We start from the raw sequence: 16,891 nt of genomic DNA on the forward strand, positions 1-16,891 counted from the left end.
TCCACGTCCGTTTCTTGCTCCGCGTTCCCTTGCGCCTTTCGGCGGCGCGGGTTCGGTGCGCTTTTTTGTCTCCGTTAGCGTAGCTCCTCCGGAGGAGGCATGCCCAAGGAGCGACTAATATATTTATCGCTGCATTCTCATCTCTATCATGTTTTGCACCGCAGTTGAGACACTCCCATTCTCGCACCTTAAGGTCTAGCTTCCCACCTTTAAAGCCACAATTTGAGCAAATTTGAGAAGTAGGTTCCCAACGACTAATTACTCTAAAATCGCGACCATATTTTTCAGCAATTCCATCTAAAAAAGTCCGTATGGGTTCTCCATCCTAAATCTGATACCCACCCCTCTTGCTCCCCTCCCGGGAGGGGATGGGGGTGGGTTACGGTTTTTAATCATACCAGATACATTGTCATACTTCTAAAACAACTGCTTGGTTTTCACGAATTATTTCAGTGGATAATTTATGTAGAAAGTCTGTTCTTGTATCTTTCAGTTTGGCATGGAACTTAGCAACTCTAACCCGTGCTTTTTCATACCTTTTAGAGCCTTTAGTTTTATGAGATAATGACTTACTTAACTTTCTTAATTTCTTAATTCGTTTCTTTAGTGGCTTAGGAGCATCAACCTTCGTGCCATTACTAAATGTAGCAAAGGTAGAAATGCCTAAATCTATACCTACTGAATTATCAGTTTGAGGTAAGATTTCTGGTTGTATTTCTACTACAAAACTCAAGAAATATCTATGAGCTGAATCTTTGATTACTGTTACTGATGATGGAGCCGCAGGTAACTCTCACAGGCGAAACAATTTTCAGCTTTCCAATCTTAGCCAAATAAACTTTATGTTGACCAATTTTAAATCCTCACGAGTGTAAACCTAGCAGTTTGTTTTGATTTCCTGATGCATGAATTTAGGAGGTTTAATAGGTCTACCTTTTCTCTCACCTTTTGTCGATTTAAAAAAGTTAGAGCAACGCCTGATTTAAATCATTCAAAGATTGCTGTAATGGTATAGCAGAAACTTCTGATAACCATTCTCTGTCTTCAGTATTTTTCGATTGAGTGATCAACTGTTTTTGTAGTTGAGATAAGTAAGGTTTCTTTTCTCCCGATCTATATTTTTGTTGACAACAAGCTAGGCTATCATTCCAAACCACACGGACACAACCAAATAGCTTTGCGCTCTCGGTATTTTTGTCCCGGTGTGGGATAGATACGATACTTAAATCTAGCTTTCATAATTTGACTCTTAAACTAAAAACATGATAACATATTTCTTGAAATAAAATCAACTACTAAAAAGTCGCCCGCTTATGGGCGAGGCTTTAAACCCAATTTTCTGGTAAAAGTTGATGATGCGATCGCGTAGCCCAACAAAAGTTCTCTGGCGATAGTATAACATAGTTTTAGGGCACTGCTCAAATTTAGTAACTAAATACAGACATATCATAGTTATTAAACACTATATATAGCCTATTTGCCTAAGTCCTGATCATGTCTTAACAAAGGCCAAAATCTTGAGGCGTTAGCGGAGCTTTACATCAGCAATCGCTATTAAAATTTAAGCGTTAGCGGAGCTTTGCGTCAGCAATCGCCTAAATTAGTAGGCGCTATAAAAGATAATCATCACAATCATAATATCTCACTCATGGGATTTTTTGCTTGTAAAGATAATTATTAAATCATTAATATATCTATATAAACTTAGTAACAAATCTAAATTTTTACATGAGGCAAATTTCTGTATATCTATTTGATAGATATGCTAATTGCTGAGGAATAACAAATGGGTCAAAATAAGACGATGTTAATAGTTGATTCCCAGACTGTCAATAACAAACGAATACGATGCTGTGATCGTCGGCGCGGGAGTCGCAGGAGCAATTGTCGCTAAACAATTAAGCGAACAGGGAAAGCGAGTTTTAATCCTTGAGGCAGGAACTGGTGAAGGTTTAACCCTTGAAGGCTTTCAAAATCACGTTGAAACTTTTTACGGTGCTGTAGACAAGAATGCCAATGCTCCCTATCCTGTAAACCCCAATGCTCTGAACCCAACAGATGGAGCAAATCATTATTTTGAAGAACAAGGGCCTTTACCCCTGAGCGGTTCTTATACAAGAGTGTTAGGCGGCACAACCATGCACTGGGAAGGTAAAACCATACGGATGTTACCAGAAGATTTCCAGTTACGCACTCTATACGGGCAAGGTCTGGATTGGCCTATTAAGTATGAAGAGATTATGCCCTACTACCGCCAAGCAGAGTATGAGATTGGGGTTTCTGGCAGTGTAGAAGGACAAAAAGCTCTAGGAGTGCCTTTTGAAGAGGGTTATGTCTTCCCCATGTTAGAACTTCCTCCTTCTTACTTGGATCAGAAATTCGCAGAGAAAATTCATGGAACTACAGTTGAATTCTATGGAAAGTCTGTTAAATTAGACCTCAGCACCTTTCCCCAGGGTCGTAATAGTATTCCTAACCGTTCTACTAAACTTACCCAAACTTACCCATGCATGGTTGCATGAGCTTTGGAGCTAGCTTCCTGCTTCACTGAAGACCACTGACCGCAGTCTGTAACTTATCTTCTCCACAGGCTTAAATTCGCTTGGAACTCAAGCTACTGATTCACATAGTTTTTCAGGTTGATAGCAGCATTAAAATCTCTGTCTGCTTGAAAACCGCATTCACTACATTTATAAGTTCTCAAGTGCAACGGCATTTTCTGTTGATGCCCACAATTTGAACATATTTGAGAACTTGGATAAAATCTATCCGCTATGACTAATTCACTGCCGTACCATTCACATTTGTATGTAAGCTGACGTTTGAATTCATAAAACCCACAATCAGCAATAGCACTTGCCAGTTTATGGTTTTTCAACATTCCACTTACATTCAAGTCCTCAATTACTATGGTGCTGTGGTTTTTAGCTAACCATGTTGTGAGTTTATGTAGTGCATCTGCTCTGATATCGGCTACTTTTTTGTGTGCTTTGGCTAGTTTTTTTACTGCTTTGCGTCTGTTTTTGGAGCCAATAACTTTTTTACTGACTACACGTTGGTGACGAACTAATCGTTTTTTGGCTTGCCTGTAGGCTTTGACATTAGCAAACTTACTGCCATCAGAACAGGTTGCTAATGTATTTATACCTATGTCTACACCTATAGCTTCTCCTACTTTTTCTGTTGGATAGGATTCAAAATTATATTTAAAACTGATGTACCAATTATCTGCTTTTTTTGATATAGTGACGTTTTTTACTGGTACGGAAGGTAAGATTTCATAAGTTTTTACTACTCCTATTCTGGGTAATTGTATGTAATTTCCTTGGAAAATCTTAATACTTCCTTCTAAGTAAAAGCTGTCTTTTCTACCTTTTTTCTTAAAGACCGGAAAACCACGTTCAGGAATAGTTAGAAAGTTTTTAAATGCCCTCTCTAAATCTCTTAATGCTTGCTGGGGGGCACACTTAGATACCTCATAATACCAAGGATTAATTGATTTGACTTCGGCTACTAAACGTTTATGCAAGGTAATTGCACTTGGGCGTTTTTTAGTTTCTTCGTACTCTTTTATGCAAGTTGCTAATCCCCAGTTATAAGCATGACGAGCAACTCCTGCGTGTTTGGCAAGTATTGTTTTTTGCTTATTGTTAAGTTTTAGCTTGGTCTTGATTGATTTCATTGGAACTGGTAAACCATGAAAAAAAGCATCTGGTAACTTAGGAGAGTTTAATATACCATAGCAGATAATCGTAATTGTTTTCAAGATTTATTAAGATTTTTTCAACGCATGTCCAATTATTCGGCTTCAGTAGTTAGCCCCCTTATTTGACTGCTCTTTACTCCCTTAAACCAGGTTCAAATCTGGAAGCTTTCCACATTATTAGAGACATTGCTGTAGAGGAAATGCTACATCTAACTCTAGCAGCTAATGTTTTTAATGCAGTTGGTGGAAACATTGAAGGGGTTTTGACCGATCCAAACTTTGTTCCTACCTATCCTACTACATTGCCCACAAGGTCTAAACCAGAAGACCAATTTCCAGTTAACGTAGGCAAGTTTTCCAAAGAAACAGTAGAAACCTTTCTGAAAATAGAACGTGCTAAACACGTAGATGATGACGAACCATTAGTAGATCCTAGAACCAACCAAAAGAGAGTTTTCCTGTGGTTTTATACTGAGGAACTCCGTCAGGACCCACAAAATTACTATAGTATTGGATTGTTCTACGCAGAAATTATTCGTGGCTTAACGGCACTGGATAAAGAGTATAAAGAGAAAGGTAAGAATCTCTTTATTGGCGATCCGAAAAAGCAAATCACCCCTGAATATTACTATGACGGTGCAGGAGATATCGTCAAAGTAACGGATTTGGACTCTGCTATTAAAGCTATGTATGTAATTCAAACCCAAGGTGAGGGTTCGGGAAGCGAAACTATCTATGATGCTGAAAAAGAACTTTGCCATTATTATCGTTTCCAACAACTTGTAGGTGAAGAAGGTAAATTTGAAGGGGGTAAATATTATGTGATAGATAAGGATGATCCACGTAATTCGGATCAACCTGATGTTCCTACAGGTGAGACCTTTACAGTAGAGTGGGATGATGTTTATCCTGTCATGCCAAACCTGACTTTGAGTAAGCTAAGAAATCATTGCGATCCAGACTCAGAATTATATGCTCATGCTCTGGAGTTCCAACAAGGTTACAGTAAGTTTCTGGCAGAGCTGGAATATTCCTTTAATGGTCATCCTGAACAGTTACTTCCTGCTGTGGGAAGTATGTTCCGCCTCAAGGAATTAGCTACTACTCTGATTCGTAACCCCATTCCTGGAACGGAATTTAATGCCGGCCCGGTTTATAAGTTTGAGTAACAATCAAAAATCAGCAAAAAGCTACAAATTGTGTGGAGGCAAATAATCTGTGACTATTAATACACCTGAATTTATGGGGTATTTCCTGGATTTCTCGGCAGAAGTAACAGGATTTTCTACCTTTGATCTCCAGGGAACTGGACAAGCTTCTCTTTACTTTGAAACCATTTGCGAAAAGATTGGTGACGCAATATTTCAAGAATTACTAGAAAAATTTCACGATCTTGATAGGAGAGCGAAAAGAAAACATAATCCCACAATTTTCAGTGAGGGACTAAAGTCTGAAATTTTGGATTCTGCCAAACGAGGTCCTATTGCTCGTAATATCATCAAATTATGGTACACAGCAACCTGGGAAAAAATGCCAGAGGCATGGCATTATTGGTATGGTACTGGAGAAAATGGAGATAGCTTTATTCCCAGTCCCCAAGCATATCCTGAAGGACTTGTATGGAAGGCGGTTGGGGTTAACCCACCTGGAGCAAAAGCTCCCGGTTACGGAACTTGGAGCGAGCCTCCTTTAGTTACTTTAAGTTAATCTAAATAGGAATTACGCAGAAAATAAAATTATACACCATCTGTAGGAGGAAATAGCCATTTCTCAGGGCGACATGAAACGCTCCTACTAGATATAGTGCTTCTGGGTAAATCTTGCTAAAGCTGAATTTTTTGGCTAGGAATTTGAATAGAAATACAGGAGAGATACAAGATGAAAATTAAAACTTGGTTTCGTGGACTTTCTGCTATTGTCCTAACAATTGTTCTGAGTTTAACGCTATTTGGTTTACCAGCGAATGCTTTCATTTTTCCTAATAGTGAGATAAGTCAGAATCTCGAACATTTACTAGAGACAAACGAATGCAACGACTGTAACCTATCAGGAGTGGATTTATCTGGTAGAGATTTATATGGCAGCGCATTGCTAAGAGCAGATTTGTCAGGAGCAAATCTATCTGATGCTTTGCTAAATGAAGCAAAGTTAAAACGTGCGGATCTTACAGGAGCAAATTTATCAGGGGCATCACTTTTGGGTGTAAAGTTAGACAATGCCAAGTTAATAGATGCGGATCTTTCAGATGCAAAATTGTCTAATGCAGAAATGCCTGGTGCTGATTTGTCTAATGCAACACTCTCAGGAGCAGAGCTAGAATATGCGATTATTTCAGATGCAACATTGACTGATGTGGAGGCTGAAGATGCTAATTTCAATAACGCATATTTCAATGGTTCTCATCTAGAAAATGGAGATTTTTCTTACAGTGTGATGACCAATGTTAGATTATCAGGTGCTACTCTAAATGGTGCTAACTTCTGTGAAACAGATTTATATGATGCCAGGATGCCTAACGATACTATATATAACGGCGATCTCTCTGAGTTTAATGCTGATGAGTGTTAATATCTAGCAAGGCTAACTACAGAAGTTAAAAAGTTGAACATCATTAGACATAATTTTATATATCTATGGTGATATTGTCAGATTATGTCTAGTTCCTGGAGATAACAGTGGAATCATTGACTTTGATAGCATTTTAAATAAACTAGCCGACGTCAAGTATCAAGGATGGTTAATGGTAGAAGCTGAACAATACCCTGCTAACACTACAATTAAGCCTTTACGTGAGCCTTTAGAATATGCTGTCATGGCACGACGATATCTCCGTAGAGTGACTGGTTTGTAATCCTTATTTATTTAAAGTCTGTAGTTTTACAGCAATTTTCAATAGACATCTCCAGAAAAGGTTCTTAAACCCTTACACGCCGTTCCAAAATTGGCATTTTTGGAGAGGTATAATGGTTTTGCTACTTCACCCTCAAACTCCCATAACAAAATTCCTTAACTTTAAGTGTAGAAATTTCTGTAAAAACCGATGGTGGATACTGACACTGCCATACTGCTTAAAATTCTGCCATTATTAAAAGTGTAAGTAAGTTTTAAGTTTAAGGATAATTAAATGAGTTTTTCCATTCAATCTCTATATACTTGGTATCGTAATACTATCCGTAATCCTAAATATCGTTGGTGGATTATTGCTGGAACATTGGCCTATGTATTGAGTCCTGTTGACATCTCTCCCGATTTTATCCCCATTGCAGGACAGATAGATGATGTTGCTATTGTAACTCTCTTAGTGGCAGAAGTTTCTCAGATGGCAGTTGAATTTATCAAGTTACGTCGCGGTAAAAAAGATGTAGCAGTTGCACCTGATATTAATGATAAAGACTCAACTACTACTGATACCACAGTTGATGTAGATGCTGTTTCAATCAAGTAAATTAGACTTAGGCAAAATTAGCTTTCGATATTTTGTCTCGATCAGAATATTTAACCCAAATCTCTGCCTGATGAACAACTATGGATTTGGGTTTATTTTTTGGCGGAAAAATGGTATAATGTAATGTTAGGATAATAAATTATAGCAATGAGCGCTGGTATATTTACAAATTGCAGGAGATGCCCAATAGCTAAAAGTCTTATATTATAGGCAATTTATTCCCCCAGATGAGCTGTTGCCTGTTGCCTGTTGCCTGCGCACAGCGCTATATAAAAAAACTTATCCCTTTGAACTTTTCTTTCCCTTCTGCCTTCTGCCTCCTGCCCTCTGCCTTCTCTGGACTTGGGTTTATTTTTTGGCGAAAAAATGGTATAAGTTCAGGAGAATTTGCTACGAGTGGGAAATCATGAAATTTAGGGAACTTGTAAATAAACTTGGTTCTGAGGCGATCGCTAGTAGTCTAGAAAAAACTAATGGTGTGGCCCCAGATCTTACAGGTGTGGCCCCGGTAGATGAAGCAGTAGTAGGTACTCTTAGTTATATAGAAGGACCAAAATTTGCCAGTTATTTAGGCACGACAAATGCTAGTGCTTTGATTTTGCCCATGGACGAGACTCTGCAAACCCAGGCAAGCGAACGTGGCATTGAATGGGTATCTGGCAAAGAACCAAGATTATTATTTGCCAAGGCGATCACTATTTTTTATCAACCTTTTCAACCTATTCGAGAAATTCATGGCACTGCTGTTATTCACTCAACAGCAAAAATAGGAAAAAATGTTTATCTTGGCCCTCATGTTGTGGTTGATGCGGGGGTAAAAATTGGGGACAATGTTTGTATTTATGCAAATGTGGTCATTTATCCAGATGTGGAAATAGGAGATAATTCTGTTTTACACGCTAACTGTTCGATTCATGAACGTAGTCAAATTGGTAATGGTTGTGTGATTCATAGTGGAGCGGTTATTGGTGGAGAAGGTTTTGGTTTTGTGCCGACTCAAGATGGTTGGTATAAAATGGAACAGTCTGGCAGAGTGGTTTTGGAAGATGGGGTTGAAGTTGGTGGCAATAGTACTATAGATCGCCCTGCAGTGGGAGAAACTAGAATTGGCAAAAATACGAAGTTGGATAATTTGGTGCAAGTTGGCCATGGTTGTCAGATTGGAAAAAACTGTGCTTTGGCAGCTCAGGTTGGTCTAGCTGGTGGGGTGAAATTGGGCGATAATGTAATTTTGGCTGGCCAAGTGGGTATTGCTAATCAGGCAAAAATTGGAGATGGAGCGATCGCTACTGCTCAAGCGGGTGTTCATAATGATGTTGCTGCTGGAGAAATTGTTTCTAGTAGTCCTGCTGTTCCTTATAAGATTTATTTAAAAGCGTCTGCTATTTATAAACGTTTACCTGAAATTTATCAATACGTCAAACAGATTAAGCGAGTGTTAAATATTAGTTCTTATTGAAGAAGGCAGAAGGCAGAAGGCAGAAGGCAGGAGGGAAAATTCCATGGGGATAGTCAACGATAGGCCACTCCGTGTCTTATCACCCTAAGAAATTTTAGGTATCCCAATGGACGGTGGGGTATTGAACCCGCAAAAGAAAAGATAAAACTGCTATTTCAACTTATGCTGACTATTTTTTAAGTAAACTCTAGTCTAGATATGTCAATTTTTTCTGAGGAAAAATTAGAGTGAAAGTTGAACAAGTTATTAATACGCTAAAGTTGGATTTACCTACTCTATTTGAAAAGGATATTTCCTACGATATTTATACTAAAGATATTTTTTTTAAAGACCCAGTTAATACATTTAAGTGGAAGTTTAATTATCGAATTATTTTTTGGACTTTGCGCTTTCATGGTCGGTTATTTTTCACAGAACTCTATTTTGATTTACACGATGTTCAGCAAACAGAAGAAAATATAATTTTGGCAAATTGGACTGTGCGTGGAATATTAAGAGTTCCTTGGCAAGCCAGAATTTTTTTTAATGGTTATTCTACTTATAAATTTAATCAAGATGGATTAATTTATGAGCATATTGATACTTGGGATAGAAAACCTACTGAAATATTAAAGCAGTTTTTTCATAAGGGGTGAATTCAGTTATCAGTTATCAGTTATCAGTTATCAGGTTAATGATTAGAGAAAGGTTAGGACCCACATTCCGCACGTCAAGAGCGTAACATTAAAAGTAGTATATAATTTCTATTTTTGGTAAATATTTATACTGTATAAATTATTTCTCAAAAGTCAAATACTTCAGTTAAATATTAAGCATAAATACTTGCTGAATTATTTACTCTTATTGACCACTATAATTTTCTTCTTACTTCTTACTTCTTACTTCTTACTTCTTACTTCTTACTTCTTATACCAGTTTTATATGAGGTTGCATAGAATGATGAAATTCATTAAATCGATCTATATTTATCTACGCTTACCTATGGTCAATTATGCTTTAAATATTATTCTATGCAGCTTCATTTCAATTTGGTATTACTTCTTACTTCTTACTTTTGACTTATATTCTTATGCTACGTTTTGTCGTGCGGAATGTAGGTTAGGACATACAGCAGATTCGGTTGTATATGAAGTACAGATATTAACAATTAAATCTTCCCAGCCCACTATGAGTGTACCTCACTCTTGATGTAATCTGCTGTATCAAAAGCTTAAAACTCAGACAAAACCATATTTTTTAGGGTACATCTCAATGCGTGAATAAAACCAAAAAGTTATTGCTTTTAGGGAACAGGGAACAGGGAACAGGGAATATATAGGAAAAAAGTATTTTTGCAAATATTGAGATGCACCCATTTTTTATCCTTCTTTCTTCCTTCTTCTATGAAAACGCCATATTTTTCAGTCCTTCCTTCTTCCTTCTTCCTTCTTCCTTCTTCCTTCTTCCTTCTTCCTTCTTCCTTAAATAGGAGAAATTTCAGCCATATCTAATATTCTGGGAATTAAATCTTCTCGCTTAATTGCCATCAAATGAACTCCATGACAAATCTTACTAGCAATTTGTACTTGTTCGGCAGCAATTTTTATTCCTTCCTCTAAAGGTTTTTCAGCTTTTGCCAAACGATTAATAATATGTTCTGGTATATCAACTCCAGGCACATACTTATTAATAAAAGCAGCATTTTTTGCAGATTTAAGTAAAAATATTCCAGCTAAAATTGGCTTATTACTATCAACTGCAATTTGATTCATAAATTTTTCTAACTTATCAAAATCAGAAATTAATTGACTTTGAAAAAATTGACACCCTGCTAATAATTTCCGCTCAAATCGTTTTTTTAATCCAGACCAACTAGGAGACTGAGGGTCTACCGCAGCACCTACAAATAAATCTGTAGCTCCATCCGGTAAAGCTTTCTCATTCCAATCTATGCCTTGGTTTAATTTAGCAATCATTTGTAATAAACGCACTGACTCCATATCAAACACACTCCTGGCCTTTTTATGATCCCCTGCCTTTACGGGGTCCCCAGTAAGAGCTAAAATATTATTAAGTCCTAATGCTGAAGCTCCCATTAGGTCTGCTTGTAACCCAATACGGTTGCGATCGCGACAAGCTACTTGACATATTGGCTCTATGCCATTATTTTTCAAGATAATTGAGGCTGCCAATGAAGACATTCTCAAAACAGCACGACTGCCATCTGTTACATTAACAGCATGAACTCGACCTTTTAGTGTTGAGGCCATTTCAATCATGTGAGTGGGGTCAGCTCCCTTTGGTGGTGCTACTTCAGCAGTTACTAAAAATTCTCCAGATTTTACTGCATTACGAAATCTATTCATTATATTTATTACTTAATATTTATTACTTAGTTGTGGTTAAGTTGTTGATTTTTTCAGACTATTTGATAGATTAAATAAAAATCTTTTTTAACTAACTACTATTTACTTTGATTAACAAAGGAAATCTCAGGATATGTCATGGTTGAGCAAATATCATTTTTGTTGCTCATTAACAAATTATAATTTCACTTTGAGCTTACACATAGTTATCCAACTTTATAAATAACTTTTTTAATAAGTTAATCCACTTAACTTCAGTTGAGGATAATTGTGATTTAGGAAAAAATAAATTATTAATTTGAGTTTTACCTGAGTAGTTAACTACCAATACCAATTCACTTTAAAGATGTCACAAACAGTTTCACTCCTTTAAATGTTAAATAACTTCTGTAAATTACCGAATAATTAAGGTTTAAAGCCTCTCCTTTAAAGGAGAAACAAGAAAATATTTTCCTTTTATTCAATCTCTTCCTTTTAGGGAGAAGTAATTATCAATTATCAATTATCAATTGCTGATAAAATCTTACTTTTAACTTTTGACTTTTGACTTTTGACTTCTAAATTGGCACAGAATAACCTAAAGCAGCTTTGACTTTTGCTAAGGTTTGATTTGCAACTGCTCCTGCTTTTTGTCTACCTTCAGCTAAAACAGATTCTAAATAACCTTTATCATCCATTACTTCTTGATATTTTGTTTGAATTGGTTTCAAAGCTTCAATAGTTGCCTCAGTTAATAAAGGTTTAAATTGTCCCCATCCCATATCCTGACATTCTACTGCTACTTCTTCTTTTGTTTTGCCTGAAAATAATCTATAAAGGGTCAATAAATTATTACATTCAGGTCGTTCAGGATTATCAAATTCTAAACCCTTAACTGGGTCTGTTTTGCAACGTTTAATTTTTTTTGTAACTACATCCGGTGGGTCTAATAAACTAATTCTACTCAATTCTGAAGGGTCAGACTTAGACATTTTGCTAGTACCATCTGCCAAACTCATTACCCGCGCACCCTCTTTTCTAATCAAAGGGTCTGGTAATTTTAGTATCTTTTCCTCGTTACCAAACTGATGATTAAATCTAACTGCAATATCGCGAGTAAGCTCCAAGTGTTGTTTTTGGTCTTCTCCCACAGGAACTTTATCTGCATCATATAGTAGAATATCAGCAGCCATCAAAACTGGATAATCTAATAAACCTGTACCGACATTTTCTCCTTGCTTAACTGATTTTTCCTTGAATTGAATCATATCTGTCAACCAATTCAGTGGAGTAATACAGTTCAGTAACCATGTCAATTCACTATGAGCTGGAATATGAGATTGTACAAATATGGTAGAATCATCCAGGTCTATACCACAGGCTAAATATAAGGCTGCAATAGTGTAAGTATCTTTACTTAGAGTTGCTGGATTATGTGGTACTGTAATAGCGTGTAAGTCTACTACACAGAAGAAATTATCATATTCTTTTTGATCCTCCACCCAGTTGCGAATAGCACCTAAATAATTTCCAATATGAAGGTTTCCAGTTGGTTGAACTCCAGAGAGTACGCGCTGTTTAACCATTACTCTTTAACTTTAGCCATTAAATATTAATTAATAATTAACAATAACATAAATAAAGTCAAAAGTCAAAAGTCAAAAGTTTTAAAGTCAAAAGTCGAAAGTTTTGAAGTCAAAAGTTTTAAAGTCAAAAGTCAAAAGTCAAAAGTCAAAAGTGAGATAGTTATTGACGCAAAAGTTTATTATGATTAAAGTTTTAAAGTCAAAAGTCAAAAGTCAAAAGTCAAAAGTCAAAAGTGAGATAGTTATTGACGCAAAAGTTTATTATGATTAAAGTTTGAATTAAACCAATTCAAGATATGAAATAAACAATTTTATCTCTCTATTCGCTCTGTTGGTGCGCGTTCCCTCTCTTGGTCAGCATTCCGCAAGCGAGCTGACGGCGACGCGGGGTCGCACCGCTATTCCCTAACTTCTGTAAGAAGTTTAATGTTTTTCAATCAAATTAAATGAAGCCTAAAATTAATAACATTACTGCTTGGAAACAAGCTGAACTACTAATGCAACCTGCTTTCATCAGATTATTAGATCATATTCGTAAAAAACTAGATAATTCTGTTTGGCAAGGGGACTATCAAGAAGTACAAACACCAATTCCAGGATATAGATTAGATTTAGAATATCAAGACCAAAAAGTTAGTATTGATATCTGGGAACTTTGCTATCAAGTTTGTTTTAATAATTATCATTCTACTCATACTGCTGAACAAACAGTAGAAGTTGAAGTTGATACTAGCTTACTCAACGATGAAGGAAATGTTAATTGGGAGCATCTTGACGAAAAAGCTCTGAAAGTGGTAGAGAATATGATGGCTGATTTACCAACAGTATAGATAGATTTTCTCAGAACAAAATAACTATTTGTATTAAATAAAAATCAACAGCAAAAATTATAATTATGAACCAAGAATTACAGAATATTCAAACATCTAATGGTGCAACTTTTCAAGACTCAATTCCAGTTAGCTTTGGTAATAATACTCAAGCAATAGAAGCAATAAAACAGGGAGTAGCTGTATGCGATCGCTCTCATTGGGGACTAATACACATTTCCGACGATGACCGTCTCAGGTTTCTACACAACCAAAGCACAAATAATTTCAATATTCTCAAACCAGGTGAAGGTTGTGAAACAGTTTTCGTCACCCCCACTGCTCGGACTATTGACTTAGTAACAGCTTATGTTACAGAAGATGCTGTTTTATTGTTAGTCTCCCCCACCCGTTGTCAACATTTAATAGAGTGGTTTGACCGTTATCTCTTCCCCATGGATAAGGTTGAAGTGAAAGATATTAGTAGCGAATACGCCATATTTAGTCTCATTGGAACAGAAAGCAAAAACTCGATCGCCAAATTATCAGGCACAACTCCTCCAGATACACCCCACGCTAGTCACCAGTTAATGAGTCTAGGAAATGTAGAAATTCGGGTTGCTGTCGGTAGTGGGTTAGCAACAGAGGGATACACTTTAATAGTTCCTGTGAATAATGCTGCCGAAGTTTGGCAAATGTTAGTAGAAGTAGGAGCAGTACCTATGGGCGATCGCCTGTGGCAACAACTGAGAATAGAGCAAGGTCGTCCCGTGCCAGACCATGAACTTACAGATGACTATAACCCTCTCGAAGCTGGTTTATGGAATACTATTTCTTTTGAGAAAGGTTGTTATATTGGTCAAGAAACTATTGCTCGTTTAAATACATATAAAGGTGTGAAACAACGGCTTTTGGGAGTACGTTTGAGTGGAATGGCGGAATTAGGAAATGTTGTAAAAGTTGGAGATGAAAAAGTTGGGAAATTAACAAGTTGTACGGAAATTAATAATGGTTATTTTGGATTGGTTTATATTAAAACAAAAGCAGGTGGAGCGGGTTTAAAAGTACAAGTGGGAGATGTGGAAGGGGAAGTAGTTGAAGTGCCTTTTTTGACACATCAATATCTTGATAATTAGGGTTTGCGTATGGAAAGCCTTTTTGCTGGGGTAGGAGACAGGAGACAGGAGACAACCCACCCCTCGCCCCTCCCCCTCCCAACCCACCCCTAACCCCTCCCAGGAGGGGAGGGGAAGACAGGAGGAACGGGGAATGAGCGAGGAGGTAGGAGCGGGCGTTTTGTCCCCAGATTGTTCTGCCCAACTATGCGCCTAAAATACGCTCCATGCATGAGCTTGAAGAGCTGAAAACCAGGCACTGCAATTCGACCCCAAAAAGGCTAAAGTATTTATATGTCAATGCTTTTATATTTAATCAGCAGAGCAATAATTAGGAGATTTCTTGTATAAATTTTTTCCCAGTTGTTATAAAATAAGCTAAAGATTATCAAGAATTATATGACTGCAACAACTCCTACCCTTAATCCTTTCTTAACCAATAATTTCGCCCCCGTTACAGAAGAAATAACCGCCGAAAACCTCAAAGTTATCGGAGAACTACCTCCCGATCTCTCAGGAATGTTTGTGCGTAATGGTCCTAACCCACAATTTGACCCAATTGGACAATATCACTGGTTTGACGGCGACGGAATGCTCCATGGAGTAAGAATAAAAGACGGTAAAGCATCCTATTGCAACCGTTATGTACGCACCAACAAATTCCAGGTAGAAAACCAGGAAGGTAAAGCAGTATGGCCAGGGTTATTAGAACCATCCCAACCCGATAATTCTCACGGTACAGATACAAATACAGCTAATACAGCTCTAGTTTATCATGCCAATCATTTTTATGCTCTGTGGGAAGGTGGTGGGGGTGCGCCTTACCATATTAAACTGCCTGAATTAGAGACTATTGGCAAACAGACTTTTAACAGCAAACTTCAATCTCCTTTTACTGCCCATCCTAAAGTTGATGCGGTAACAGGAGAAATGATGTTTTTCGGTTACTCAGTAGCTCAACCTCCCTTTTTACAATATGGTGTTGTTTCGGCAACTGGTGAATTGCTGCAGACAATACCTATTGAATTGCCTGTGGGAGTAATGATGCACGACTTTGCCATTACCGAAAACTATAGTATATTTTTCGATTTACCGATGACTTTTCGCCCAGAAAGAATAGAAAAAAGTCAGTTTCCACTAATGTTTGAGTCAGAGACACCCAGTCGCTTCGGAATTATTCCCCGACATGGCGATAGTGGCGAAGTACGTTGGTTTGAAACTCCAGCTTGTTTTGTTTGGCATACTCTCAATGCTTATGAGGAAGGCGATGAGGTTGTATTGCTTGCTTGTCGGATGAACTCTACTAATGTGTTTGTGACAGATCAGAGCGATCGCCTCCCTGATGGTGATATTCCTTATTTACATCGTTGGCGGTTTAACCTAAAAACGGGAGCTGTCAAGGAGGAAAAGTTGGATGATGTAGCTTCTGAGTTTCCCCGTGTCAATGAAGAATTATTAGGACGAAAGACGCGGTATGGTTATTCAGCAAGAATGGCACCAGGAAGTTTTCCTCTGTTTGATGCTCTGATTAAATATGACTTGGATACAGGGAAGTCAGAAACCCATGAGTTTGGTAAAGGGTGTTATGGTGGTGAGGCAGTGTTTGCTCCTCGACTGAATGCTAGTAACGAAGATGATGGTTGGTTAGTGACTTATGTTTATGATGAAAATACTCAGACTTCTGAGTTGGTAGTAGTGAATGCTCAAGATATGAGTGGGGAAACTGTAGCGCGAGTAATTATTCCGCAGCGAGTTCCTTATGGTTTTCATGCTGCCTGGGTGACAGAAGCACAGTTGAGTTAAGTTTTTAGTAGGTTGGGTTTTGCTTTGAGGTATGATATCATCTCAGGATAAGAGCGCGATAGAACTCCATGACCTTTACGCGACCAAAAAACTTTCTCCTTCTAGTCTGGGTTTCTTCTTCTTTCTTCTCTCCTGAGTCCTGACTCGGTCTTTCCCCTCCACGGTCGTGGGAGGGGCTAGGGGTGGGTTGACTCCTAAGTAATGCGCGATTAATATCATACACGCGCTTTACCAACGCCTGAATATCAAAACTGACAGTGCAACCCAACGCAAAATTATAAGATTTCCCATTCTCAACTCAGTTGAGAGGGGAAACCAGTAACTAAACAATCAAGTTTAGTAAGGAGCGCCATCAGGGAACAATAGACCTATACGCTTTTCTCGTACCTGAGCTTCCTCAGCACAAAGTTCCTTGAGAGAATCAACAACATCTTTTGCCAACCCTAGTTTTTCTGCTATTTGGTAAATTTTAGCCATTTCGTCTGGGTGTAATTCTCCATCAGCGCTACAAGTCTTAATAGCAAGATAAATAACTGTACGACGACCAGCATTATTCACAGCAGATGCTTGACTTAAAACATCAATTAAATCCTCATCTGCTGGGTAGGTTTTTGCTAGTTCATATCCGTCACTGCCGAGTGCGG

The 16,891-nt window shown here is 37.7% G+C and carries 18 protein-coding genes; 10 read left to right on the forward strand and 8 right to left on the reverse strand.

Translation table 11 applies throughout. The features are described 5' to 3' along the window. From F6K15_RS34310 to F6K15_RS34325, 4 genes are all read right to left on the reverse strand, one after another. Positions 1 to 313: zinc ribbon domain-containing protein (locus tag F6K15_RS34310; RefSeq protein ID WP_363269334.1), on the reverse strand; the 313-nt coding region annotated here is incomplete at its 3' end. A 96-nt stretch (positions 314 to 409) separates the two neighbouring features. After that, positions 410 to 733 carry a transposase gene (locus tag F6K15_RS34315; RefSeq protein WP_293070046.1) on the reverse strand — a complete coding sequence of 108 codons (324 nt, stop codon included), beginning with the start codon at positions 731 to 733 and terminating at the stop codon, positions 410 to 412. A 232-nt stretch (positions 734 to 965) separates the two neighbouring features. Further along, entirely contained in the window at positions 966 to 1,157 is a 192-nt protein-coding gene (locus tag F6K15_RS34320; RefSeq protein WP_293070047.1) for a hypothetical protein, read from the reverse strand. Beyond that, positions 1,144 to 1,239: a helix-turn-helix domain-containing protein gene (locus tag F6K15_RS34325; protein ID WP_293056166.1), complete on the reverse strand. Its 96-nt coding sequence runs from the start codon at positions 1,237 to 1,239 to the stop codon at positions 1,144 to 1,146. Before F6K15_RS34325 ends, F6K15_RS34320 begins: the two co-directional genes overlap by 14 nt. 614 nt (positions 1,240 to 1,853) lie before the next feature. On the opposite strand from F6K15_RS34325, the gene F6K15_RS34330 reads away from it, so the two are divergent. After that, positions 1,854 to 2,522: an NAD(P)-binding protein gene (locus F6K15_RS34330; RefSeq protein ID WP_293070050.1), complete on the forward strand. Its 669-nt coding sequence runs from the start codon at positions 1,854 to 1,856 to the stop codon at positions 2,520 to 2,522. Between the two features lie 92 nt (positions 2,523 to 2,614). Here the strand turns inward: F6K15_RS34330 and F6K15_RS34335 are convergent, their stop codons facing one another. Next, positions 2,615 to 3,766, reverse strand: a complete 1,152-nt coding sequence (locus F6K15_RS34335; RefSeq protein ID WP_293070052.1) for an RNA-guided endonuclease TnpB family protein — start codon at positions 3,764 to 3,766, stop codon at positions 2,615 to 2,617. Between the two features lie 62 nt (positions 3,767 to 3,828). On the opposite strand from F6K15_RS34335, the gene F6K15_RS34340 reads away from it, so the two are divergent. The 6 genes from F6K15_RS34340 (at position 3,829) to F6K15_RS34365 (ending at position 9,245) form a co-directional block, all read left to right on the forward strand. Further along, positions 3,829 to 4,875, forward strand: a complete 1,047-nt coding sequence (locus tag F6K15_RS34340) for a ferritin-like protein (protein ID WP_293070053.1) — start codon at positions 3,829 to 3,831, stop codon at positions 4,873 to 4,875. A 49-nt stretch (positions 4,876 to 4,924) separates the two neighbouring features. After that, complete coding sequence (locus F6K15_RS34345; protein ID WP_293070055.1) at positions 4,925 to 5,413, forward strand: hypothetical protein; 489 nt, start codon at positions 4,925 to 4,927, stop codon at positions 5,411 to 5,413. A 171-nt stretch (positions 5,414 to 5,584) separates the two neighbouring features. Then, positions 5,585 to 6,274 (forward strand): pentapeptide repeat-containing protein, encoded by a 690-nt coding sequence (locus F6K15_RS34350; protein ID WP_293070057.1) that lies wholly within the window; start codon positions 5,585 to 5,587, stop codon positions 6,272 to 6,274. 556 nt (positions 6,275 to 6,830) lie between these two features. Then, positions 6,831 to 7,151 carry a YkvA family protein gene (locus tag F6K15_RS34355; RefSeq protein WP_293070059.1) on the forward strand — a complete coding sequence of 107 codons (321 nt, stop codon included), beginning with the start codon at positions 6,831 to 6,833 and terminating at the stop codon, positions 7,149 to 7,151. A gap of 406 nt (positions 7,152 to 7,557) precedes the next feature. Next, on the forward strand, positions 7,558 to 8,610 hold the full coding sequence (gene lpxD / locus F6K15_RS34360; RefSeq protein ID WP_293070061.1) for a UDP-3-O-(3-hydroxymyristoyl)glucosamine N-acyltransferase: 1,053 nt from the start codon (positions 7,558 to 7,560) through the stop codon (positions 8,608 to 8,610). A gap of 227 nt (positions 8,611 to 8,837) precedes the next feature. Continuing rightward, positions 8,838 to 9,245 carry a DUF2358 domain-containing protein gene (locus tag F6K15_RS34365; protein WP_293070063.1) on the forward strand — a complete coding sequence of 136 codons (408 nt, stop codon included), beginning with the start codon at positions 8,838 to 8,840 and terminating at the stop codon, positions 9,243 to 9,245. Between the two features lie 825 nt (positions 9,246 to 10,070). On the opposite strand, the gene F6K15_RS34370 is transcribed toward F6K15_RS34365, so the two are convergent. Continuing rightward, positions 10,071 to 10,955: a methylenetetrahydrofolate reductase gene (locus F6K15_RS34370; protein ID WP_293070065.1), complete on the reverse strand. Its 885-nt coding sequence runs from the start codon at positions 10,953 to 10,955 to the stop codon at positions 10,071 to 10,073. Positions 10,956 to 11,512: 557 nt separating this feature from the next. Further along, positions 11,513 to 12,520, reverse strand: a complete 1,008-nt coding sequence (trpS, locus tag F6K15_RS34375; RefSeq protein WP_293070067.1) for a tryptophan--tRNA ligase — start codon at positions 12,518 to 12,520, stop codon at positions 11,513 to 11,515. Positions 12,521 to 12,966: 446 nt separating this feature from the next. Here trpS and F6K15_RS34380 point away from each other — a divergent pair, with 446 nt between their 5' ends. The 3 genes from F6K15_RS34380 to F6K15_RS34390 all read left to right on the forward strand — a co-directional run bounded on the left by F6K15_RS34380 (position 12,967) and on the right by F6K15_RS34390 (position 16,247). Beyond that, positions 12,967 to 13,350, forward strand: a complete 384-nt coding sequence (locus F6K15_RS34380) for a hypothetical protein (protein ID WP_293070068.1) — start codon at positions 12,967 to 12,969, stop codon at positions 13,348 to 13,350. A gap of 65 nt (positions 13,351 to 13,415) precedes the next feature. Next, on the forward strand, positions 13,416 to 14,465 hold the full coding sequence (locus tag F6K15_RS34385; RefSeq protein WP_293070070.1) for a folate-binding protein YgfZ: 1,050 nt from the start codon (positions 13,416 to 13,418) through the stop codon (positions 14,463 to 14,465). 378 nt (positions 14,466 to 14,843) lie between these two features. Beyond that, a complete protein-coding gene (locus tag F6K15_RS34390; RefSeq protein WP_293070072.1) occupies positions 14,844 to 16,247 on the forward strand; it encodes a carotenoid oxygenase family protein in 1,404 nt (467 codons plus the stop codon). A gap of 336 nt (positions 16,248 to 16,583) precedes the next feature. On the opposite strand, the gene F6K15_RS34395 is transcribed toward F6K15_RS34390, so the two are convergent. Further along, positions 16,584 to 16,891 (reverse strand): TerB family tellurite resistance protein (locus F6K15_RS34395; protein WP_293070074.1); only part of this gene is annotated, 308 nt, incomplete at its 5' end.

The sequence above is a fragment of the Okeania sp. SIO2B3 genome (assembly GCF_010672525.1).
GTDB lineage: Bacteria > Cyanobacteriota > Cyanobacteriia > Cyanobacteriales > Microcoleaceae > Okeania.